The following is a 23,097-nucleotide window of genomic DNA, read 5'->3' on the forward strand; positions in this document are numbered from 1 at the left end:
TTTCAAAACTTACAAACAGATTCTGGTAACACTAGTTTATTTCTTTTTATAGACTTGGAAATATTTTCCAGCATAGTTAGTCACTTTATAGTCTTTATCTAAAACTTTTTTCAAACTAGTCGGAGCTTTCTCACTGGCCTGTAAAACAACGAATTTATCTGATAATTTACCCACTTTCAAATCATAACTTTGGGTAAATTTAATTGGATAATTTGCTGGAACATTATCTAAAGTTGAAATTGTTTTGGTCAAATTGTTAATATTTTTACCATCAGCGACAACATAAACTCGGTCAGAACCTGTGGCATTTGCCTTAATATATTGTGCCACACTTTGCTCTTCTGAAGCAATTGTTCGGTTCATGAAATGATAACTAATTGGTGTAAAAATGACAAAAAGTATTGCCAAAATCGGAGCAAATAAACGATTTTGCAGATATTTCAACAAAATTTGATCGCTATCTGTCAACCCAAGACCTGCAAAAACTATTGTAAATGGCAGGACAGCCAAAAGATTAGAACTATCAAAAGTCTGAGCAAAAACAATCATTGTTGTCAACCCAACAATTCCAATAAGCATCATGACGTACCAAACTCTGGCTGGTCCACCCTTTTTGAGTTGTACAATTCCTTGGACGAAACCTGCAACAATTCCAAAAATAAGAGTGAGAACTAAAGCTTTAGCAAGAGTTAATAATAAATCACCACTTGGACCAAAATGTGTAAAGGGAATTAAAATAGATTGTTCAATAGAAGTATAGATTGTTTGTTCTTCAAGAGAATAATAAGCGACTGAGTAACCTACTAATAGAACTCCCAAAATTGTTGCCAGCATTTGGTAAAAACCACGTCCAATTTTACGGCTACCCACATTATGAATAATGAGAGTGATAGCAGATAAAATAAAGAAAACTGACATGACAGGAGAAATGACTAAGGCAAAGGCAGCTGCCATTCCAAATCGAATAAATCCCCTATCTGTAGAACTATCTTGGAAATAAGAACTCAAAAATCGTGCCGCCCATAAGGCAAAAGGAAGAGCAAAGAGCGTTGGACTATCTCCTCCTCTTGCCAAACCTGCAATAATAACTAAGGTAAAAACCGATACAGTTAGTGATGCTGTTTGATTTTTCGTTTGTTGACCCACTAAGCGGTAAACTAAAATTCCACTGATTAGTAAAGCAATAATTTCAAAAAGCCATAAAAGCCAAGTCGTCCCACCAATATTCCCTAACCAATTAATGAGATAAAAAACCGTACCACCTGTCCCATAAAAATCATTAAAAGGAACTAAACCATGATGCATCGCAAATCCTGAATAAAGGTTTTGTGATTGGCTGGCTGTGGCTAATGGTTTCCACAAAGGAAATGCATAAAAAGTTAATGCTAAAAGCACTGACAGACCCGTAAGTAATCCATAGACCGCTAAGGGAATTCTGAGTGTTTTTTCATGTGTCAATTTTTGTCTTGAAGTTCGTTCGACGTTTTGACCTTCTGGTTCTTCTTCTAAATGCCTGATTGCTTGATTCGCTGCCGCTTCCACGACATCAGAATCTTTATTTGCCCAACGAGAGCTTCTCTGCTCACGACGTGACGAGCGGGATCTGTATTCATTTGACATGACGTCCTCCGATGTTTCCTTAGCGGAAATCTTTTTTATAAACAAAATGCTTGTTTCAAATACACAGTTGTAAAAAAATTATACCAAATTTTTGGAAAACACTCAATAAAGTTAAAAATGATTATAAAATTATAAGCAAAAAATTACTGACAAAAAGGTCAGTAATTTCTATAAGTTAATATTATTTATAAACTACTTAATTCCTAATTTTACCAAGAACCCAAAGGACCAAAGCGACAACAGCAATGAATAACCAAAAGTGCGGGTTAAACAAAAGTACAATCCCTGAAATAATCAAACGAACAATCAGTAAAATAAGTAAAATGGGCAAGATATAGCGTACAAATACTCTCAATGCCATCACTCCCAAAAGCACTAACAAAATTGAAAGCAAAGCCCCCATTACAATCAAACCTGATAAAAATCCTACAAACATTTTTTCTCCTTTTAGTAGTAACGACTACGACTGGCTCTCACAAGCCATACAATAATGCTAATTACGAGCAAAGTCCCCCAAAAATGCGGACTAAGTAAGAGCATTAAACCACCGAACAAAAATTTCAAAATCATTAATATAATCAAAGCAGGTAAAACAATTTTAAAGAATCCTTTTATAAAAAGTAACATAGCTAAAAATAGTATAAGTAGTAAAAACATTCTCTTTCCTCCGATAATTAACAAATTCTAATCACTCATGAATTTGTATTTATATATTAATTATAGCAAGAAAAAAAGCCCGAATTCTCAGTCTTTTGACTGATTTTTCAAGCATTTTTTTACTGACAGAGCTTTATTTTACTGACAGAACAGTCTGTCAGTAACTATTTAGGGCTGACTGTGTTAACTGCGGTCCCGTCAGCATAATTAATTTTTGCATTTGGAGCGACATTGTCAAGAACAACGACAGTTGCTCCACCATTTCCTGACTTTTCACGACCACCACCGAGTTTGATAGACAAGGTTTGACCATTTTTATCAATTCCAACATAAGCCAAACGAATTTGTCGAGGCAAAAGTTCATTTCCTTCGTAGAGAGGGGTCACTTGGTAATCTAAATAATAATTGGGATGATTTGCAAGCCAACTGTCCAAACGATTTTCGTAATAAAGCATGCTGGCTGTATTTCCATCATTCGTTCCAGTGAAATTTCCACCATTGAACCAAGCCGTTTCTGGCACTAAATTTCTTGCTTCATTATTTAGACCTGAAAATTGATAACCCACCAAATGGCCACGAGCCATTAGCCACATTTTACCAATCGAACCATCTGATTTTTTATAATAAAAATTATAATTATGCCAACCAACCGGATTATAAGTCAAGGGTTCACGTTTGACTTTAGGTTCTTGAGAATCATTCAATTGAATATGTGAATCAACCGCACGACCTAAAGCATCAGTATTGGCCATGACCATTTGTCTTTGATTTTTAAAAGTTAAAGGAGCTTGTTTAACCGAACTTGCCAGTGATTTTGTGGAAACTTGGCTACTATTATCAGTAGCCGAATTATTTCCTTGTCCCAAATGCAGACGTCCCGAACCAAAATATCCTACAGCCAGTGCAATAATGACTACAATGACGCTTGTTAGTGTTTTTATTTGTTTCTTATTCATAGCTTAATTATAGCAAAAAATTTCAAGGATTTTACAATTCTGAAAAACTTTTATAATCATTTTAAAGAAGCTTTTAAACCACACCACTTCCCTTAATATTGTATAATAAAAACAAAGCAGGAGGAGGAAATCTAATGTACGAATTTGAAAATCCAGAACAAGAGGTAATGTTTGATTATCTCAAAAATGCAAAAACCATCGCTGTCGTTGGGATTAGCGATAAAACAGACCGTTCATCTTTTTTAATTGCTCAAGGATTACAACAAAATGGCTACCATGTTATTCCAGTCAATCCAAGACTTGCTGGCCGTGAATTACTAGGTGAAAAAGTCTACCCTTCTATCAAAGAAGTTCCTTTTCACATTGATATCGTTGATATCTTTCGTCGAAGTGAGTTTTTGGCGGATGTTGCTCGTGACTTCATTGAAACTGACGCCGATATTTTCTGGGCGCAATTGGGCTTACAATCTCAAGAAGCTGAACAAATTCTTCGAGAAGCAGGAAGAAATAAAATTGTGATGAATCGCTGTATTAAAATTGAATATGCCTATTCAGGCTTAGGGAAAAAATAACTACAAAAGTTATTTTATAGACTATTACGTTTCCCCGGCAACATTTTATCGATTTTTTTGATACAATAATAAAGTTGAATTACGCAAACACAAAACTCTCGTCTAAAAAGCGGGAGTTTTATCTGTTTTTTAGGCGGATGTTTACGCATTCATAAATTTTTCTCAAAGAAAGGAACTTTATGAAAGAAAAACTTTGGACAACAACTTTCGTTGTTAATATGTTACTTAATTTTATTTTTTATCTTGTTTTTTATCTCCCTACTGTTGTTATTGGTACAATGGCTATGGAACGTTATCACGCTTCTGCTAGTATCGCTGGTATTTTATCTGGAATTTTTATTGTCGGCGGATTTATTGCTCGACTTTGGGCTGGAAATAATATGAAACGCCTTGGTGCAAAAAAACTTTTGTACATAGGAACACTCATTTATTTCTTGCTTACCTTTGCTTATTTCTTTGTGCATAGTGTCGTTCTACTATTAATTTTACGTCTTGTACATGGACTTGGATTCGGTATTGCTGCAACAGCTTCTGGAACTTTGGCTGGTGCCATTGTTCCTTCTTCAAGACGTGGTGAGGGAATTGGTTATTATGCGCTTTCTGTCACATTATCGTCAGCAGTTGGTCCCTTTTTATCAATGTTTCTTTACCGGACATCAGGTTTTTATTCATTAATTTGGCTTTCTGCCTTACTTTTATTTATTGCCTTAGTCGGAATTTTCTTCATACATGTTGAAAAAACTACTGACAGCTCTAATTCTGTCGATAATAAAGTGCATAAAAAATTCGCTTGGTCAAATTACTTTGAAAAAGAAGCTTTACCAATTTCATTAATTGCCTTTCTCATAGGTATTTCATACTCAAGTATTCTGTCATTTATGGATGCTTACGCTCGTAATATTAACCTTTCAGAGGCTGCCTCATTTTTCTTCTTAGTTTATGCCATTACTGTCCTTCTTTCTCGTCCAATTACTGGTCGTGTCTTTGACGGCTTTGGTGATAACTTTGTAATGTATCCAACCTACCTCTTCTTTGCACTTGGCCTTTTACTGATTGGTTTTGCTCATTCTGGTTGGATGTTGCTCCTTGCTGCTATATTTATCGGTTTAGGCTACGGCTCATTTTCGCCTTTTGGACAAGCAATTGCCATCCGTAATTCAGAAGCTCATCGTTTAGGAATCACAACTTCTACTTTCTTTGGCTTTATGGATATGGGTGTCGGTTTTGGACCCTTTATTTTAGGAATGTTTATGCCTCTATTAGGCTATCGTAATCTCTATTTTGCCTCAGCAATTCTTGCACTTCTAATTGCTGTCATTTACCATTTCGTTCATGGACGTCATGCTAAACGTGAAAATTAAGCTACTGATTGTTCTGTCAGTAAATAAAAAAAGCTGTCAGTAACTTTGACAGCTTTTTTATTATTTACCAATATTTTCGTAATAAGCAATTGAAGCCATGTTGAGGTAAGGAGTAGTCCAGAATCCTGCTAAACCACCTGAGATACCATAAAGAACATACCACCAGAAGAAACTCAACTTGAAAATGAAGTAATTTCCACGCAAACCTTTCATCATTGTTGCTGATTCGCTAAGAACGCCCATAACACCGCTGTAACGTCCTTCTTCTAACTGATCAAACAAAACATAAGTTGCTTGTGACCAACCAAGTCCCAAATAAATTGCAAATGCCCAACCAATCACTGGGATAAACATCAAGGCAACAAAAATCACCCCTTTGACAATACTTAAAAGAATAATTTTGCCAGCTGAACCATCATAGAAAGGTCCAAAAACATTTTTAAATTGTGGATTATTTCGTTCACCACGGAAAATTTTGATATAGTTAAAAATTGCCCCAACTGTTACAACTGAAACAAACAAGGCTACAACAATCATTAAAATAGCAATAAGCAAAGTCGCAAAGCTAATCACCATCCAAACACTACCTGGAATACTATCAAAATTAGAAGTATTGTAGTCCATGGACTGCTTTACACCATTTCCTCCACCTAAAATCCCCGCAATAATTGGAATAATAAAGAGTAACATTTTTGAACCAAAATTATCTTTTAAAGCTCCTTTGGCTTGATTTTTCAATTCCCATCTTGACATAAAATACCTCCCAATAATTTGTCTTACATTATATTTACTTAATTATACCAATAAATAGGCAAAATCTCTAAGACTTTCGCCCGATTTTCAAAAAATCATCTATAAAAAGCGTTTAATTTTTGTTATACTTATAAGTGCTTGCTTTTTAAGCTACAAGAAGACTCAATTCTACGAGTAAATAAAGGAATCTTATGACAGAACACGCAATAAAATACAGATTAATAAAAAAAGAAAAACATACAGGAGCAAGATTAGGAGAAATCATCACACCACATGGTACCTTCCCAACTCCAATGTTTATGCCCGTAGGTACTCAAGCTACCGTTAAAACAATGAGTCCTGAAGAACTCAAAACATTAGGCTCAGGGATTATTCTCTCAAACACTTACCACCTCTGGTTACGCCCCGGAGATGAACTTGTTGCTGAAGCTGGCGGTCTTCACAAATTTATGAATTGGGACCAACCTATCCTGACTGATAGTGGTGGTTTCCAGGTTTACAGCCTAGTTCAAAACAAAAAAAATATCACAGAAGAAGGCGTTAAGTTCAAGAGCCATTTGGACGGACGTGAACTTTTTCTTAACCCCGAAAAAGCAATAAGCATTCAAAATAATCTTGGCTCTGACATCATGATGTCCTTTGACGAATGTCCACCTTTCTATCAACCCTATGACTATGTCAAAGCCTCTGTTGAAAGAACTTCCCGTTGGGCTGAGCGTGGCCTCAATGCTCACCGTCGTCCAAATGACCAAGGACTTTTCGGAATTGTTCAAGGAGCTGGTTTTGAAGATTTACGTCGTCAATCAGCTAGAGACTTGACTTCAATGGATTTCGCTGGTTATTCTATCGGTGGTCTTGCCGTTGGTGAATCTCATAAAGAAATGAATGCTGTCCTTGACTTTACAACACCAATGCTTCCAGAAGACAAACCCCGCTATTTAATGGGTGTTGGTGCACCAGACAGCTTGATTGATGGAGTTATCCGTGGAGTTGATATGTTTGACTGCGTTCTTCCTACACGAATTGCTCGTAATGGAACTCTAATGACTCATTTCGGTCGAGTTAACATTCGTAATGCTAAATACGAACACGATTTTACTCCACTTGACCCAATGTGCGATTGCTACACATGCACTAACTATACACGCGCCTACCTTCGTCATTTAATCAAAGCCGATGAAACTTTTGGCCTTCGTCTTTGTTCATACCACAATCTTCACTTCCTCGTAAATCTAATGAAAGACGTTCGCGGGGCCATTATGGATGACAACCTTCTGGAATTCCGAGAAGATTTCTGTGAGCGTTACGGCTACAATCAACCCAATGCCAAAGACTTCTAGTTCTTGAAAATAGGTTTAAAAAGTTGTATCATAATAAAAGTGGGTAACCACTTTCATTTTGTGCCGAGTTAGCTCAGTCGGTAGAGCACTTCACTCGTAACGAAGGGGTCACAGGTTCGATTCCTGCACTCGGCATAGATAAAAAACTTTATATCGTTGGTATATAAGGTTTTTTTGTTTATCTTTTTTTATTTACCCCTCTTTTTGCCCCATTATTTATTGTTTTAATTAATCTCTAAGAATTAATTATATTAAATTTCATTTAATTAACAAATAAATTACATTTCAAGCTCTTTATTTATCTTTTTCTTTTAAACTCAATAAACACAAGATATTGAGTGTGTTTACATAATTTAATCTATATATTGTGTCATCTTGTATTATCTGCTAAAATAGGTGTAGACCATTGAGTAGGAAACTTCATAAGTTTTGAAGGGAGTTGGTGCCTTGGATTATTGTTTATTTAAAAGGTTATTCCCTTATATGAAAGTAAATCTCAATAATGATTGAAAAGATTATTTGCTTAATTGAGCTTATTCATCTTTTACTTGATATCTATAAACTTTTTAAATAGAGTATAATAGTTATCAAAAAAAGTCGTTAACTCCCCAGTAAACGACTTCATTGCTATGTTGCAACCATAATACTATGAAACTTACCAATGGTTTTAAAGAACTTGTACACGCAAGTTCTTTTTTTACTTTGTCTAAATGTTGCCAGTAGATACTCTCTTAATAATAAATATATTAGCTTATTTGTTAGCTTATTTGTTAGCCAATCTATAAATATTTTATAAACTTTTTGTAAATAATTTAGTAAGTATTTCAGTAACACTTTTAGTAAATGTTTTAGTATATTATATGGTGTAATTATTGTATAAGTAAATTATAGTATATATAGATACTTCTGTCAATGAGAAAAAAAGGGGGTCTTATCAAATGGCTTTATTTATCCTTTATTTATCCTTTATAAATTAGTTAAAAATATTTAACTAATAGCTAACTAAATACCTAACCAAATACCCAACCAAATACCCAACCAAATACCTAACCAAATACCTAACCAAATACCTAACCAAATACCTAACCAAATACTTAACCAAATATTTAACCAAATACTTAACCAAATATTTAACCAAATATTTAACCAAATATTTAACCAAATATTTAACCAAATATTTAACCAAATATTTAACCAAACTTTTTTATAATTTTCTAATTGCTTCAAAACCTGCATCTCTCTTTTCAGATAACAAATGACGATAGGTTTTTTCAAATTGTAGTACAGTATGACCTAGAACTTTTGCGCAAATATCCACAGGTATTCCTGAATGAATAAGATAACTAGCTCTTGTGTGTCTTAATCCATAAACCGATAAGTTATAGGGTCTTATTTTCGTATCCTCCAAAATCTTTCTTAAAGCTTTGTTGCTTGATACTGTACTTGGTACATCATGTGATAAGCCGTAATGCTGAAACACTAAATTGTATTTATTTTTGATTTCTAATTCGGCGTTACTCAACTCCTGAACTTTCTTTAAACCTTTTAAAACCTTTATATCATTTTCGTTTAATGGAATATCTCGGATTGAAATATTAGTTTTTGGAGCAACAAATTTCCAAATTTTTGGCGAGGTGTTAAATCTTCGATATGTATGAATTATTTCATCTTCAAAATTAATGTCATTCCACGTAAGAGCAATCATTTCGCCATATCTCATACCAGTAGAGAGTAAAAAATAAAGTACATAAGGGACAACTGATTTTTTATAATTTAATCTTTGTCTTAATTCCCCTTGTAGTTTCATAATATCTGATGTACTATGAAGATATTTATCCTCAATCAGTTTTGACTTCTTTTGAGTATTTAAATCTACTCCTAGTGTAAAGTCATCAACAAGCACTTTATCACTTTTCGCCAACTGTATAGACTTATGAATAACACTATTTATTCTTTGTAAAACATCGTAACTAACTTTTTCTCCCAATTCATTCATTTTTTGTTGATACTGACTTGTCTTAATATTTTTTATTGGAATATCAAAGTTTTCTTGAATCACATTTTTATAATAAGAGTATTTTCTAAAAGTTGCTATTTCTAAATTTTTACTATTAATTTTCACATCAAGCCAGTAAGCATATAAGTTAGGCAGAGTCATTTCTGGATTTAACTTACTTCCATTTTGAATTTCTTGAAAAATAGGACTTCCAACTAGTTGAGCCATTCTTTTTGTTTTAAAACCACCTTGATAAGCTAAACTTTTTCCTGATTCATCTCTAATTTCATAGTGCCAAAGTTTTTTTACTCCACGTTGCCTATATCTTATTGTTGCCATTATGCTACTTCTCCAATCCCTATAATTTCACAAATAAATTTAAATGGTGCAAAATTTTGCTTACCATTATAAAAGGTAAAGCCTGCTGAAACTGCTTTTTTCTTTGCATCATGTACCACCCTTTTAGCCTGAGTTGGTGGAATACCTAATTGTTCTAAATCTTCACTTGTAATTATTGGTTTGTTTATTAGTTTTTGATTCATTAAATTTATTCTCCTTTATCATTTTCGTATAACGCAAAAAAATAGAGCAAGATTCCTCTTGCTCTTTTACTTAACCTTTAAATATCTCTGATATATCCATGACTTGTTTTTGAATAATCACCAATTGCTAAATCTCGACCATAAGCACCAAAGTTAAAATATCTTTGTAACGTTTCTACGCTTAGAACTTCTAAACCGCCCATTTGCTCGATTAATTCTTGTGCCAAATCTTCATCATTTTCAGCTTCCACAAAGTCCAAATCATCTTTATTATTGATAATATCATCAATACTATAAATTTCAAGAAAATCTTTTAAATGATCTCTGTCAGAAATTTCTTCTAATTTTTCCGCATACTCATTAAGTTCCTGAATTGACGAATACTCGCCTACTTTATAACCATAAAAATTTTCAAAGTCATGTATTGCATATTCTTCCCCATGCTCTACATCTAAAAATAAGTCTGATTTAATTCTTGAAAAATCAACAGGTAATTCATACCACTTACCCCTTGTTTTTCCATTATTATAACTGTTTAAATTTACAACATAAATTTTTGGTGTTTCCATATTCTTCTCTTTTCTGTTTTTTTATTTTCCTATCACATAATGTAATTGACTAGCTTGTGCTTTTGTTAATACTTGGAAAGTATAAACTGTACTAAAACCAGTTCCTGACTGTGAAATCAAGACTGAACCGTCTGAATGTATTCCTTCCACAAAGGCCACGTGACCGTATTGTGGGTCAGCAGTCCATTGACCGCCTACTGTTTGACCTCCACTAAAGCTAACCGCACTATGAAGTGTTGGAGTAGTCGTTACAGTATATCCTGCTTGATGTTGCCAATCAGCACCATTTCCCATATACATTCCAAAAGTAATACCGAAATCTTGGGCTCGATTCCATGTAAACCACGTACATTGTTTATACTCATAACTTGTCGCAAGATAACCACTTGTATTAATTGGTTTATCTAAAGTCCAACCTGAAGGTATATCTGGAGTAATTCCTGAACCACCACCAGTTCCACTATCACCACCAGTCGTCATGAACGTGTACCAATATTCCGCAAAACCTTGACGTTTTGGAAGGCTATCAACCGCCCCTGCACGTTCCCACTTTCGCATAATATCTTCAGTCGTTTGCTTAACATTAGTTCCTTTGATTAATTGTTTAAGTAACGTTGAATCTGTACCGTCTTGCTCAAACATGAACTCAACTTGAAGATTAGTATCTGTCCAAGATTTTTTCTGACTTTTCGCATAGTTTAGCAAGTTTACTCTCCTGCCACTATCCCATTGAGCCAAACCGAAAGCATAACCGCCTAAAGTGGTATCCATTGCTTTTGCTTCATTATAGGTTGCATTAGATTGAATAATTGAAGGTTGAAGTTCACTTTCTGCTTGATTATTACCAAGTAAAGCAGCTGCCCCTTCTTTCGTTCCACCTTCTTTTAGAACTCTATCCCAAATCACTTTGGCAGTTTGTTGCTGTGGTGTATAGGTATTAATATCTGTATCTGAAGATAAATCACTTGAACCTACAAATAGAGCAAAGAAAGCTAGAATTGGCAATAAAAGCAATAAAAAAGGAAGGCTAAATAATATAACCTTCCGTTTAATCACCTTTTTCATTTTTCACCTCTCTATTACTTAATCACAAATGGATTATCTGGTATTTTTTGATTAAATGGATTGTCATTATCCTTCTCCCACGGCTCTTTTTTCTTTTGCTGTGTTTTTTTTATCCCTTCAGGCATATTTTTACCATGTAAAACCTTTGGTTTTCCTGCATTTTCAGCAATTATTGGTGATGCACTAGAATTATTCTTATTGCCTTCATTAATCACATTTTTATTAATTGACGGCTTAATGGTGTCAGCTGATTTTGATTTATTTTTCATCATTGGGTCAACTTTATCCAATGTTTCACTTTTTGATTTTTTATCATTGGTTGAATTAGGTTTATTTTTAAGAAATTCCTCTGCTCTAGCATTAGTTGCATCATACATATTTTTTATTCCTTCACGTTTACCATTGCGTTTATTTTGAAGATTATTATATGCTTCAGTATTTTTACGAAAACGTTGTTTATCAAACGCTTCACGGAATTTAGAACGCTTTGTATTTTCTGACTGATTGAATTTACCTTGACGTTTATTCATTTTTTCTCTCAACTTTTGTTCACGTTGATTAAGTTTTTGACCCTTTTCAGAATCAGAACCCTTTTTTTGCAATTTATCTAAGGTTTTATTGTAGCGTTGGTTATCCCAACCATGTCTAACCGAACCAGTACCTGCTGTAACTTTATCTTTCGCAAATTTACCTGCAAGCATACCTGCGGTTACTCCACCAGTTAACCCTGCTAAAACAGGAGCTTTCAACGTTCCCATTGCTTTAGATTTTGCATTTGATAACATGTTATCCATACGACCAGTGAATTTTCCTTGCCCCATGTGATGAGATGAGAAAATACGTATAATTTGTTTACGTTTAATATAAACAAAAATATAAAGTCCAATCTTTACTAGTGTTATGAAAAAATAGTTACTTCCTAAAAGAGAACTTAGTGCTAGACTAACAATTCCGTCAAATAGACCAATGAGAGCTGTTCCAAATACCCCTAAACCTGATAAAATCAGCACACCAAAACTTGTTTTACCCCATTTGATTATTGTTTGTTCAAAGCGAGGGAAAAATGATGCAATCGCTGCAAATGGTAATATAAACACTAAAATGATGAAAAAGAAATCCATAAAGAATGAGAAAATAGAAAAGAATAAATAAATTGCACCAAGCAACAAAGCATTAAATATACTTGCTAGTGCTGTTAAAAATTTATCCCCTAGTTTTTTAAAGGTTAAATGTTTATCTTTTAAATCTTCTTGTATTTTCTTAATCGAATCGTTATCATCATCTGAAGTAAGCAAACGGTCAATATCACTCTGCTTAATATTTATTTTTCCGTCCTTATCAATCTTGACATTATCAAAATTAAGGTAAAGGAAAGGAATTTTAACCATTGTGGTAAATAAGTCGTTTTTATCAGTTCCTGAAACACCTGCTACCGAAATGGTTTTAACAACACTTGTTGTAACATCATTCATTGCATCATGAACTTTAGTCACTAGGCTATTTCCCCCATAAACAAAAAACGTACTTAAAGCAATGATTAAAAGAACTTTTCTAATTCCCTGCATCATTTGCTTATGTAAAAAATAATATAGAAGTGTCAAAAACAGCCCCATAGCGACTATCGGAAGTAACTCTGGACTCATAAACTTACCGTAAATAGTTTGAGCAGTTTGGAAAACAGATGTCCTCCAATCACTAAGTATTGAATTACCATTTAATCCTTGATTGACAAAATTTACAAACTGATAAATGGTTTTTGTCACGAAAAATTGTGACCGTATAAACACCATTTGAATACCTGCGGTAAATGAAGGAAGTATCACGACTTTATCACTTGCATACATATAAGAGGTATAGTTATCTAAATCTTTTCTAGCTTCCTCATTTTTGGCTTCATCTACTACTGTACTCGGAGAATTAGCATCTCCATAGTCATTCATATTATCAGCAATTGGTGGATTGATTAAACCACTATTCCCTGTATTAGAGGAAACTTTTTTATTAGATGTATCATTTGAGCTATTCTTTGAATCATCTTTTGAATTATTTTTATTGTCTGAAACAGAAAAATCAGGGGTTGACGGAGGAGTAAAGCCTGAACTATCTGCATAAGTATGTAGGGCTAAAACACTTAAAAATGCGAATAGCCCCACAAATAACAACATTTTCTTTTTCACTATGCCACCGCCTTTGTATTTTTCATTTTAGTTTCTACAGTATCAAATAAAACTGTGACTTCTGGTAATTGGAAATCAACCGTAATTCTAGCTGTCCGTCCAAATGGATCACGCATGATACATTGTCCTTTAGTCATATTGTCATACCATGCCTGCGTTGTTTCCTCAACTGGAAGTTTAAAGTATTTAAGGACTTTATCTGTTTCAGTCGGTTCACGAAAAGCAAAAATTGTACCAAAAGCCGTTGAATCATCTTCTGTTTCCACATCTGAAATAGATTGTGTAATCAATCCTAAGAAATTGTTTTGAGAACGTCCGACACGTTTCATTGACATTAAAATAGATGCTCCGATTTCTGTCTTATTAAAGAACCACGCTTCATCAACAAATATTATGGTTTCTTGTGTTCGGTCACGTTCCCCAAATTCACGACAAAATTCGCCTAAAGCATACATAATAATTAATGACTCTTTATGGTCGCTTGTGATTTTTTCATCTGCTTTAGGAAGATTTAAACCAGTAACACCCAATACTGTAATGCGTGCGTCCATATCAACGGCTGAATTTTTACCATGAGAAAAGACAAGTTCCATTTGAGAATTTTTAATTTTTCTTAAAGCCAAATTAGCACGTGTAGAAATCATTTCATCTGTTGAATCTAATAATCTTTCAAAAACATTTAATAAACCAACTTTTTTTCCTTTTTCTCGTTCACTCATTACTGCATCTAAAGATTCAAGAAAGGCAATTTCAAACTTATCTTCTTTTGTATATTTTTCACCAAGCAATTCTTCAGTAACTTTAACAGAAATTTTCTTACAAGCATCACCATGTAAAAATACTAGAGGGTCTAATGCTCCATGATTGTTTTCTTCTTTTGCATCTAAGCTGACAAAGTGAATGTTATTAATATAATCAACAACTGGTTTATAATACTTATATTCAATCCCTCGAATTACCCAGTAAAGCTGTTCTTCATCTTCAATTGCTTCACGTGCTTGTTCAATTTCAAACTCCATTTTTGGAAAATCGGCTTCATATTTTGCTTTGATTTTCATATATTGAGCCTTCATTTCATTTTTAGGGTCAATATAAAGCGTCAGAGCTTTAAGAAGTGAGTGGCAAAGGAATAGTCCTTTAGTTAGGAATGATTTACCTTCACCAGTTTGTCCTACAATGGCAAAAGCTGGATTGTCTGTAATTTTTCCTGCAATCCCTTGCTTATTAGCTTGAAACAGGTTAAGAAATACAGCATTGGTAGAACTAGCAAGTGCTTTTTTATAGTCACCTGCCCAAGATTCGACTGCATGGTCGATTCGCCCAATAGGAAAACCGATATCTGAACCAATTTTTTGACTAGTAAAAAACAGATTTTCACAGGCTGATGAAAGTTTCATAGCTTGAATACAATATTTGTCTTTTTCTTCCAATTGTTCGATAAATCGATTTTTATAGAAGAAATAAAGTTGGTCTGACATGCCAGAAACAACTTGAACTCCAATATCTTTCATATCAGATTGAATAATTTTTTTATAATAATTAACCTCTCTCATACTTTGACCTGCAACTACAAAAGTCGCTAGGTAATTGACAAAGAGTTCACGATTATCTACACCGTCAGTCATTTCATCAAGAATAATACGAGCAGTTGCAAGTGACCCTTTTTGATTTGAACCATTTTCATAGGCTTCAATTTGGTTCTCCTTGATTCGGTCTGATGCACGTTCCCCTTTTGATGCTAAAGAAAAAGCCCCTTTCATTTTAGAAAAATGGAACTTCCAATGTAATTCAATAGGAAACGGTAATTTTTGAGCATGTTCTACTAAATGAATATTATTTACAACGTTTGGCATATTAGCAATAGGTAACGCTTTTACTAAACTTTTTCCGTAGCTATTTTTCAATCCAATTACACCATTTGATAATGGTTCAATAACTGTATCATCAATATTTTGTACGCTACTTTCAATTGATGCTATTTCTTCATCACGATTATAATTAAGACCTCGTAAATAATCTACTCGTTGATAAAAGCCTGTTTCTTTTTTTGTTGTTTTTCGACCTTGAATTAATGAAAGATTTAACTCTAAATCTCCATTCGCCTTGTCATAGGCTTCATACCAGTTCATCTCAAATTCAAGTGTTTGACGAACGACAGCAACTGCTTTTTCTTTAAAGCGCCCCCACGCATCTTTTAACATTTGTTTAATATCACCTGAAACTTCAAACGATTTTAAAGGGATAGTCATAAAGAACTTATAGTTAATCAGTTGACCAATTGAACCATATAAATCTTCATTTGTTTTTTCCAAGAAATAAAGCGCCATATCATAAGTATCATCTGCGCAATCCTCCAACAGCGCCCCAAAGCGTTCTTCTAAATTAATCGGAACTGGTAACATTCCAATATCAAACGATAAATTAGGTGCTAAACTAGCAAATACCGCTTCAGTTCTTTTTTTAAATTTTATCTTTCCTTCTACGTCCATACTTGAAATAATAGACGCAGGCACTTCATACATTGCAATGACTGAACCGTCATCTCTTAGTGCTAAGTTATCATGAACAGAAATAACTCTATTCTCAAAATCGACTTTATTCACTTTTTATTCTTCCTCCATAAATTCTTCTACACTTCGCAATTTTACTTTTTCATATTTTTGACCCTTATATATTTCAATTGCTTTCAAACCATACCCAAATTGATAAACGATAAAGTCCCACAAAAATACTGGTGGTAATTTATCATCTGGGCGCAAATCAGATACTTTAACCGAAATTTGCCATGAAGCAAAAAGCGTAAGCGCTACTTTCACTTGCCATTGAAAATATGGAATCAATTTTCCAACTGTAAAATATAGCAAAATGAATACTAAGAAAAAATAAGCAAATAAGGAAAGACGGACTGCCTTTCTCAACGCAAAATTATCTGTCAGTTGCTGTATCCAAAAAGGTTGGTCTAATGACAATTTATAGGAAAACTTAGGCACTTCTTCTTTTTTTGCTTTTTCAGACATTCCGCCTTCCTTTCTAGCCTAAACCGAGAACTTTTTTCACTAAATTACCAACTGGTGTAAGCAAACCACCTGGATTATTGACGAGTAGAGCCAATAATGAACCAAAAACAATAACAACTATCATTTTTCCATACTTTCGACCGAAAAATTCTTTTCCTGCAAGATAACCAAGAGCTATCCAAACTACGATTTGTCCTTGTTGTTGAAACCAAGACCAACCTCCAGTCAACCCAATATCGCCAAAGATAACATTGTTAATTAATATATTTCGTAACATTTTTTCTCCTATTCTTTTTTACCTTCAGGTAAAGTGTGTTTAAAGTCAGTCGCAAAATATGACTGCTTTTGTTTTTCAATCGTAAATTGATAATTTTCTACATGTGTACCGAGTGCATTTTTCATTGTGATTTGAACTACCGCATGATATTTATCTCCCCCTTTTGCTTCATAGGTCGCTTGGTCTAAAGATTTAAATTCTTGACCCTTATTAAGAGATAACCCTTTTGAAATCAATTTCAACGTATCACCGTCAGTTGTATAAGCGGTAAACAATGATTTTGTGAACTTATCCAAATCTTTTCTTACAAAATCACTCGTTTTTCCTGAATCAGACCACGTTTTAGTGGGCACTTGATTTTCAGTTGCTTGTAAATCAGGAACACTTGAAAAATAAGGTTCATCTGAAATATAGTAAGCTGAACCTACTTTTTGGTAAGGAATCGTAAACAAAGTTGTTTCATCATGATATTTCACCACATTTTGTTTCGTTGTATCTTTTCCCTTTTTGACTTCTTTTGTTGTGACTTCACCAGCACTATAAGTCACTTTATAAGTCGCTTCATTATCCGTCAAACTTATCATGACCGCACCCTCAAATTTGGAAGGTGTACGTTGAATACCTTGACTAATCACTGGCAGATTTTGAACAAAGTAAGCATTAATATCTTTAACTGCTGTTTCTTGTTCTTTTTCATCTTCAGGGAATGTGAAATAAGTTTGAACAAAGCCGTCAAGATAATTTTTCGCTTGCAAATCAAGCCCATTACCTGATGCTTTTTGCGTAGCACTCACTTCTTCACGAATGATTTTATGAGTGGGTTTATATCCACTTGCCACTAGACTAACTAAAGTAACATTTGCAATAAATAAAAAAACAACCCCTCCCACGACCAAAGCCCCTGCCTGTTTAGCAGACATCTTTTTTAGTTTTGGTGGTTTTTCATTCGGCTGCTTCTTTAACATTTTGGGTTTATTCTTTTCAGGTTTTCGACTTGAAAGAAGGGAAAATTTCGATTCCTTTTTTTCAGGAATTTTAGTTGTTTCTGAAACTTTCATTTCAGATTCACATTCTTCTTTTTCAATAACTTCTGAAATATCTGATTTTTTATAGATATTTTCTAGTTTTAATACTTCAGCGTCACTCAAAGATTTTGATGTTGATTTAGCTGAAATTCCAAATTCTTGAGCCTTAGAGAGTAACTCATTTCGCTCAACCCCTAACTTGTCAGCTAATTCATAAATTTTAATTTTGCTCATATTCCTCACTTTCTTGTTCAACAGCTTTAAAAGATACATCACTTCTTAACCATTTTTCAGCCACTTCTTCAGCTTTCTTTTTAGTATCAAAAGTAGAAGCAAATTTTAAGTGTTTAGTCGCTCCACCATTGGCACAAAGATAGCTACCACGCGTTTTTACAACGTACATTTTCACCTCTTTTTTCAATTTAAAATAATATCTCACCAAAATAATTTGGCGGAGTTCTTGATTTATATTTTGTTTTTTTCATTTTCGCCTAAAATAAAAAGCAGACAATTAAATCTGCTATTTTCTAAACAATATCATGTTCATAAGTTTGCTCATTTTCATCACAAAAAATAATCACATCTTCATCAAATTCCACAATCTCAAAGTTTTCTCTAATAAAATCATGGAGTTTAACTTCATTTGTTTCGCCTGTTTGTCTTTCTTGTAATTTCAGAAAGAATTGACGAGCCTGTCTTTCAAGTATTCGCCACGCTTTTTCATAAGTCAATTTATTCACCTTCTTCTTTAGCTGATTTTTTCTTTTCGCAACTCTTTTAATCTTTCAGCAAATACACTCATAATTCAACCTCCAAAGAATTTCATTAATAAATAAGTTAGTCCAAAAATTGCTAAGAAAATATCAAAATAAATAGCAATTTTAAATATTTGTTTCTATCCATTTTCTAACCCTTTCTAATTTCCCAATTAGGCTTTTGAATATTTGATTTTGGTAAAAATCGAGGAGCAATCGCTATTGACAGCGGAGTTGAAATAGGATTATATTTCTCACACAGCCACATGACTTTGTTTTCATTAATTCCAGACCAAAATTGATTTGTACCGTCAGGAAAAAGAATTTGTATATCATACAAATCTTTATATGGTGCTTTATGAAGTGAAAAATCAATCTGTGGTTGTGCTTTGCTCATATTTGTTACTGTCATATTTTTATTTCTCACTCATGGTGAGTATCCTTTCTCTTGCCTTACCATGAGTGAGGCTTTTAACATTGTTATTTTTCAGATAAGGAAAGGCAAACCCTACCCTTATTTCAAAGATTTCGTGGACTATTTATTTAGCGCCACTACGTGCTTGCTCTTGTGCTTCTTCCAGTTTTCCTTTTAATTCATTAAATGATTTCTTTGTGAAATTGTATGATGATGAAGCCTTGACAAGATTTTTAATCAAGTCATTTGTACGGTTTGCAATAACTTCGACTGTATCATCTGAAATAGAAGTATCATTTTCTACAGTACGAAGTGCTTTCCCTTTTCCTTTGAGCTTTTGAGCAGCATCTTGAAAGGCATTTCCTACATTAATTACGGCTTCAATTTCATTTAAATCAGTTGCAATTTGGTTAAGTTCTGTTTTTAAAGTTGGCATATTTCATCTCTTTTCTTCTTTATTTTCCCTCCACTAAATTTGCCTTCCCTTATCTGAAAAATAACTTTGTTTTTATTTATGAAAATTCATAAAGTTGCTTGTGCTAAATCATTATCAATTAAAAAGTAAATTGCCATTTTATAGCCTTCAGGCAAATCCGCCATTCTTTTTTCTTGATAGAGTGAATAATATTTTTTACGTGTCATTGAATCAGGCGGAAACATCAAGCCTATTTCATTAAGCAATCCTAATGCTTCAGTTTCATTTGGAATATAAAAAAAAAGCTGGTCATAAACTCCTTGCTCAAATTTTTTCAAATTAAATTCATATCCACTCATTTTATACTGGAGCATTCGGACGTTGTTTGGAACTCTCAACATTCTTTTTTGAAAATGTTCTACATTAGGTATAATCACCTCTTCCTTTCCTCCTTTAACTAATTATCAATCAAATATATCCGCAAGTATTGCAATAACAACCACAAATACAATAATAGCTACGATAACTTTAGTTACTATTTCATCAACTGGAAAACCTGCCAATTTGAATAAGCTATCCATTTGCACCCCTTATCATTCTAAATTCCTTCAAGAATTTTTCTTGTCTTTCTGTAAGTTCTGCTTCATTAAAAATTTCTTCCAAACGACTTTCACCTGTCAGTTCTTCAGCTTTTTTTAACAATAGATAAGTTGATACAGGACCACCACGTTCAAACCATGTATATTTTCGGTTCAAATCAGGCACTTCAGGACGAACAGTAAAATGATAGGCATCCATTCGACCCATCATATCGTACCATTCAGTATCTAAGTTTCCCTCCTTATCATAAAATGTCAGATTATCATTAATAATTTTGACCCCTTCATCAGCTAAATCAAAATCTTGCTCAATATATCTCTTTATAAAGTCGGTTGATATTTCTTTTCGCATGGAAATTTCATAACGATTTCGCAGACCATACATTTCACGTATCGCTTCAACCGAAGTCATTTCTTGACTTGCTCGCTCATAATCTTTTTCGTAAAACCGAAAAAATAAATGAGTTTGTTTAGATCCAAAATAAACGGTTAGACCGTCATTAATCATTCCTTCTTTTGTCCTTCTTCCACCAAGAACCGCAGAATAGTTTTGTTTACGACCATTCCACCGACCCTCACGGGCAGAAGTTAAAAGTTTGAACAAGTCAAAATTTCCTTCTTGCGGGTTATATTGTTCATCAAGTGCTAAATCAAAACGTGTGATTTTTACAAAATCATCATTTTCTGGTGCTTTTTTATTGGCATAAAGAAAACAATCATTAAAAAAATCGTACCAAGTACGCTGTTTTTGATGATATTCAAACTCATATTCCATTTCACGGCACGCTTGACCGCTCATTTCAATCAGCACACCGGCTTTTATATCTTTATCATGATAATAAACATTGATGTGACCGTAACTAATAAAAAAAGGGTATTGATAACGGTTATACTCATTGAGTTGAAAATTCTCAACGTTTAAACCTAAAATCTTAGAAACAACTTCACGAACATTTAAAGTCTGAAAGCGAATATTTGTATAGTCATTTGTACCAACAAAAACCGTTGAACTCTCTCTTTTTTTGAAAAAGGAGTGTCTTATTTTTTCTTCCATTTCAGAAGTAACAGCACGTTCGCCTTTTTCCATTTTTCGGTAATAGCTCAAAGATATCCCTAAGAGGTCACACATAAACTGTTGAGTAACATTCGCACTAGAGCGTATATCCTTTAAATCAATCGGTCGTTCCTCACTTTCTAAATTAAAAACTACAATATTTGTTTTTAAAATAAAAAAGATACTTAAGTTTAAGCATCTTTAATCTTTTGTTTCTTCCTCATCTAGAGCTCTCTGAATACTTTGTTGTCTTATTTTGTTGATGTAATTTAATACCATAATTACAAGTCCTCCCAAAATAGAAGAGCTAATAAATAAAACTACTAAAACTGCAATAAAATATCCCATACCATCTCTTTGATACATTTCAGAATAAGCAATATAATTTTTAGTGCCTTGAATAATCGTTACAAGCATTCCCACAAAAAACATTACCGTAAAAGTATTTATTTTTCCTTGTGTTCCTTCCAAATTGATTCCTGCAATAATACTTCTAATTATAGTGTAAATAGCTATTCCAACAACACAAAAAAGTTCTACTGCATACTGCTTAAATGGTGCATCAAAAAATATTTGTTGAACGATTACCGATGAAAATAGGACAACACTAATTATAATATAGGCTTCTCCCTGAATGCGATTCATCTGAGTAATAACTCTCATCACGTATTATTTTATTCTTTTTCATCATGTTCCTCCCAAAAAATATCGTTCAATGTTTTTTTTAAAACTCTACAAATATCTATGCATAGCCTTAAGGACGGATTAAACTTTCCAGATTCAATAAGTCCAATTGTTTGTCGAGTCACACCTACTTCATCAGCTAAATCTGCTTGACTCATTTCAGCCTCAATTCGAGCCATTTTCATTTTCTTGTTTTTCACCGTTCCTCCTTCCTTAGTTATAGTATACCATATATTTTGCAAAAAGCAATATATATATTGCTTTAATATTAACAATTTAAAAATGCCATGAGATAAAATACTCCTAAATAGAAGAACAATTGAATATTTATTTTTATAGGTACTAGAAATTTACGTATTTCATTTTTTCATAAGAGAACACGCTTAAACTCTTGAATAACATTAGTCCTGAAGTGTCCCCTTTAAAATCAATTGAGCGTTCCTTACTTTGTAAAATGTAAAAGAGGTGACACAAGCTATACTGTTGGTATGACTAGGATAGTTAGACTTGTGTCACTTGTACCCCCCCTCATTAGCATTTGGGGGGGTCAAGTCCAAGCTGACGGCAAGCCGTCAGCCGTGCAATCACACGCTCACTCCTTACGCTACGCTCGGAGCTATGCTTACGTTCTTGCACTTTTTCAAAAAAAGCATCACGTTTAAAACGGAATAGCCTTAAAACAAAACCCAAAAGTTTTTCCTCCAATTCTTTCAAGAATAAACCGCTGTCGCGCACTACCGTTTGCGAGAGCAATTCGACCGTGGAAAATGACTTGCCTACGGCAAGTTGTCCAAAGACAAACGGAAACAACTTCCTATCATTTACTCACCACCGATTGCGTGCGTATATAAAAAAAAGCAATATTTAATTGCCTTTCCCTTTATTCAAATCTCGATAAAATATAGTAAGTCTTTTTTGGTCCATCATTTTTATATTGCATTTCTCGATTTTAAATTATCATATTGTGATAAACATTTTTTTAATTTTTTATCTCGATTGAAAATTTCCATTGTTTCTGTTCCAAAATATATGATAGCTTTGTTTAATTTATCAGATAAATCAAATGTATAAATATACCTAACAACTTCTTTGTCTTCTATAGAGACCATTTCACATATTAAATCACCATTATCTTTATAATATCTTATTTCTTCATAATTTTCTAGCTTTATATTATTTAGCAGATTAGATGGAGTTAATATAGCAAAGTTTGTTAACTTGTATATTTCATCTATGTAGTTAAACATA

Annotated in this window: 28 protein-coding genes and 1 tRNA gene; 4 read left to right on the top strand and 25 right to left on the bottom strand. The window is 33.5% G+C overall.

The window, feature by feature from the left end:
* Nucleotides 1–36: 36 nt before the first annotated feature.
* The 4 genes from MHB61_RS08030 to MHB61_RS08045 form a co-directional block, all read right to left on the bottom strand.
* Nucleotides 37–1,620: an APC family permease gene (locus MHB61_RS08030; protein WP_014570347.1), complete on the bottom strand. Its 1,584-nt coding sequence runs from the start codon at nt 1,618–1,620 to the stop codon at nt 37–39.
* Between the two features lie 196 nt (nt 1,621–1,816).
* Nucleotides 1,817–2,056: a hypothetical protein gene (locus tag MHB61_RS08035; protein ID WP_137016422.1), complete on the bottom strand. Its 240-nt coding sequence runs from the start codon at nt 2,054–2,056 to the stop codon at nt 1,817–1,819.
* 11 nt (nt 2,057–2,067) lie between these two features.
* Nucleotides 2,068–2,277 (bottom strand): hypothetical protein, encoded by a 210-nt coding sequence (locus tag MHB61_RS08040; protein WP_010905160.1) that lies wholly within the window; start codon nt 2,275–2,277, stop codon nt 2,068–2,070.
* A gap of 164 nt (nt 2,278–2,441) precedes the next feature.
* On the bottom strand, nt 2,442–3,233 hold the full coding sequence (locus MHB61_RS08045; protein ID WP_033899177.1) for a DNA/RNA non-specific endonuclease: 792 nt from the start codon (nt 3,231–3,233) through the stop codon (nt 2,442–2,444).
* Nucleotides 3,234–3,367: 134 nt separating this feature from the next.
* Between MHB61_RS08045 and MHB61_RS08050 the strand changes: the two genes are divergently transcribed.
* Both MHB61_RS08050 and MHB61_RS08055 read left to right on the top strand, forming a co-directional pair.
* The gene (locus MHB61_RS08050; protein WP_031559091.1) at nt 3,368–3,805 is read left to right on the top strand and encodes a CoA-binding protein; all 438 of its coding nucleotides are present in this window, start codon (nt 3,368–3,370) and stop codon (nt 3,803–3,805) included.
* 179 nt (nt 3,806–3,984) lie between these two features.
* Nucleotides 3,985–5,166: an MFS transporter gene (locus MHB61_RS08055; protein ID WP_003129713.1), complete on the top strand. Its 1,182-nt coding sequence runs from the start codon at nt 3,985–3,987 to the stop codon at nt 5,164–5,166.
* 60 nt (nt 5,167–5,226) lie between these two features.
* On the opposite strand, the gene MHB61_RS08060 is transcribed toward MHB61_RS08055, so the two are convergent.
* Nucleotides 5,227–5,919 carry a DUF975 family protein gene (locus MHB61_RS08060; protein ID WP_003129712.1) on the bottom strand — a complete coding sequence of 231 codons (693 nt, stop codon included), beginning with the start codon at nt 5,917–5,919 and terminating at the stop codon, nt 5,227–5,229.
* A gap of 191 nt (nt 5,920–6,110) precedes the next feature.
* Here MHB61_RS08060 and tgt point away from each other — a divergent pair, with 191 nt between their 5' ends.
* The gene (gene tgt / locus MHB61_RS08065; protein ID WP_003129711.1) at nt 6,111–7,259 is read left to right on the top strand and encodes a tRNA guanosine(34) transglycosylase Tgt; all 1,149 of its coding nucleotides are present in this window, start codon (nt 6,111–6,113) and stop codon (nt 7,257–7,259) included.
* 62 nt (nt 7,260–7,321) lie between these two features.
* Nucleotides 7,322–7,394 (top strand) — tRNA-Thr (locus MHB61_RS08070).
* Between the two features lie 867 nt (nt 7,395–8,261).
* Here MHB61_RS08070 and MHB61_RS08075 read toward each other — a convergent pair.
* The 20 genes from MHB61_RS08075 to MHB61_RS08170 form a co-directional block, all read right to left on the bottom strand.
* Nucleotides 8,262–8,495 carry a hypothetical protein gene (locus tag MHB61_RS08075; protein WP_081213310.1) on the bottom strand — a complete coding sequence of 78 codons (234 nt, stop codon included), beginning with the start codon at nt 8,493–8,495 and terminating at the stop codon, nt 8,262–8,264.
* The gene (locus MHB61_RS08080; RefSeq protein ID WP_021214807.1) at nt 8,464–9,594 is read right to left on the bottom strand and encodes a site-specific integrase; all 1,131 of its coding nucleotides are present in this window, start codon (nt 9,592–9,594) and stop codon (nt 8,464–8,466) included. Before MHB61_RS08080 ends, MHB61_RS08075 begins: the two co-directional genes overlap by 32 nt.
* Entirely contained in the window at nt 9,594–9,797 is a 204-nt protein-coding gene (locus MHB61_RS08085; RefSeq protein ID WP_021214806.1) for a DUF3173 family protein, read from the bottom strand. The genes MHB61_RS08080 and MHB61_RS08085 overlap by 1 nt, the downstream gene beginning before the upstream one ends.
* Before the next feature lie 77 nt (nt 9,798–9,874).
* On the bottom strand, nt 9,875–10,366 hold the full coding sequence (locus MHB61_RS08090; protein ID WP_021214805.1) for an antirestriction protein ArdA: 492 nt from the start codon (nt 10,364–10,366) through the stop codon (nt 9,875–9,877).
* A gap of 21 nt (nt 10,367–10,387) precedes the next feature.
* Complete coding sequence (locus tag MHB61_RS08095) at nt 10,388–11,431, bottom strand: phage tail tip lysozyme (RefSeq protein WP_137016424.1); 1,044 nt, start codon at nt 11,429–11,431, stop codon at nt 10,388–10,390.
* 14 nt (nt 11,432–11,445) lie between these two features.
* Nucleotides 11,446–13,608: a hypothetical protein gene (locus MHB61_RS08100; RefSeq protein ID WP_137016426.1), complete on the bottom strand. Its 2,163-nt coding sequence runs from the start codon at nt 13,606–13,608 to the stop codon at nt 11,446–11,448.
* Complete coding sequence (locus MHB61_RS08105; protein WP_137016428.1) at nt 13,608–16,211, bottom strand: ATP-binding protein; 2,604 nt, start codon at nt 16,209–16,211, stop codon at nt 13,608–13,610. Before MHB61_RS08105 ends, MHB61_RS08100 begins: the two co-directional genes overlap by 1 nt.
* A 3-nt stretch (nt 16,212–16,214) precedes the next feature.
* Complete coding sequence (locus MHB61_RS08110; RefSeq protein WP_021214799.1) at nt 16,215–16,625, bottom strand: TcpE family conjugal transfer membrane protein; 411 nt, start codon at nt 16,623–16,625, stop codon at nt 16,215–16,217.
* Nucleotides 16,626–16,638: 13 nt separating this feature from the next.
* On the bottom strand, nt 16,639–16,902 hold the full coding sequence (locus MHB61_RS08115; RefSeq protein ID WP_012897131.1) for a TcpD family membrane protein: 264 nt from the start codon (nt 16,900–16,902) through the stop codon (nt 16,639–16,641).
* 8 nt (nt 16,903–16,910) lie between these two features.
* Nucleotides 16,911–18,161 carry a translation initiation factor IF-2 N-terminal domain-containing protein gene (locus MHB61_RS08120; RefSeq protein WP_137016430.1) on the bottom strand — a complete coding sequence of 417 codons (1,251 nt, stop codon included), beginning with the start codon at nt 18,159–18,161 and terminating at the stop codon, nt 16,911–16,913.
* Entirely contained in the window at nt 18,148–18,330 is a 183-nt protein-coding gene (locus tag MHB61_RS08125; protein ID WP_021214797.1) for a hypothetical protein, read from the bottom strand. The genes MHB61_RS08120 and MHB61_RS08125 overlap by 14 nt, the downstream gene beginning before the upstream one ends.
* Nucleotides 18,331–18,454: 124 nt before the next feature.
* Nucleotides 18,455–18,658, bottom strand: coding sequence for a hypothetical protein (locus tag MHB61_RS08130; RefSeq protein WP_021463969.1), 204 nt, complete (start codon nt 18,656–18,658; stop codon nt 18,455–18,457).
* 175 nt (nt 18,659–18,833) lie between these two features.
* Entirely contained in the window at nt 18,834–19,094 is a 261-nt protein-coding gene (locus tag MHB61_RS08135; RefSeq protein ID WP_003131790.1) for a hypothetical protein, read from the bottom strand.
* 127 nt (nt 19,095–19,221) lie between these two features.
* Complete coding sequence (locus MHB61_RS08140) at nt 19,222–19,533, bottom strand: hypothetical protein (RefSeq protein ID WP_021214795.1); 312 nt, start codon at nt 19,531–19,533, stop codon at nt 19,222–19,224.
* Between the two features lie 86 nt (nt 19,534–19,619).
* Nucleotides 19,620–19,949 (bottom strand): hypothetical protein, encoded by a 330-nt coding sequence (locus MHB61_RS08145; RefSeq protein WP_021214794.1) that lies wholly within the window; start codon nt 19,947–19,949, stop codon nt 19,620–19,622.
* A 136-nt stretch (nt 19,950–20,085) separates the two neighbouring features.
* Nucleotides 20,086–21,348: a replication initiation factor domain-containing protein gene (locus tag MHB61_RS08150; RefSeq protein ID WP_324187108.1), complete on the bottom strand. Its 1,263-nt coding sequence runs from the start codon at nt 21,346–21,348 to the stop codon at nt 20,086–20,088.
* An 18-nt stretch (nt 21,349–21,366) separates the two neighbouring features.
* The gene (locus tag MHB61_RS08155; RefSeq protein WP_223203833.1) at nt 21,367–21,810 is read right to left on the bottom strand and encodes a DUF6773 family protein; all 444 of its coding nucleotides are present in this window, start codon (nt 21,808–21,810) and stop codon (nt 21,367–21,369) included.
* Between the two features lie 29 nt (nt 21,811–21,839).
* On the bottom strand, nt 21,840–22,034 hold the full coding sequence (locus tag MHB61_RS08160) for a helix-turn-helix transcriptional regulator (RefSeq protein WP_031296741.1): 195 nt from the start codon (nt 22,032–22,034) through the stop codon (nt 21,840–21,842).
* Nucleotides 22,035–22,380: 346 nt separating this feature from the next.
* The gene (locus tag MHB61_RS08165) at nt 22,381–22,659 is read right to left on the bottom strand and encodes a hypothetical protein (RefSeq protein ID WP_137016433.1); all 279 of its coding nucleotides are present in this window, start codon (nt 22,657–22,659) and stop codon (nt 22,381–22,383) included.
* 119 nt (nt 22,660–22,778) lie between these two features.
* Complete coding sequence (locus MHB61_RS08170; protein ID WP_137016435.1) at nt 22,779–23,096, bottom strand: hypothetical protein; 318 nt, start codon at nt 23,094–23,096, stop codon at nt 22,779–22,781.
* Between the last annotated feature and the right edge of the window lies 1 nt (nt 23,097).

This window comes from Lactococcus sp. FSL K6-0773 (assembly GCF_038006485.1).
Taxonomy (GTDB): domain Bacteria; phylum Bacillota; class Bacilli; order Lactobacillales; family Streptococcaceae; genus Lactococcus; species Lactococcus lactis.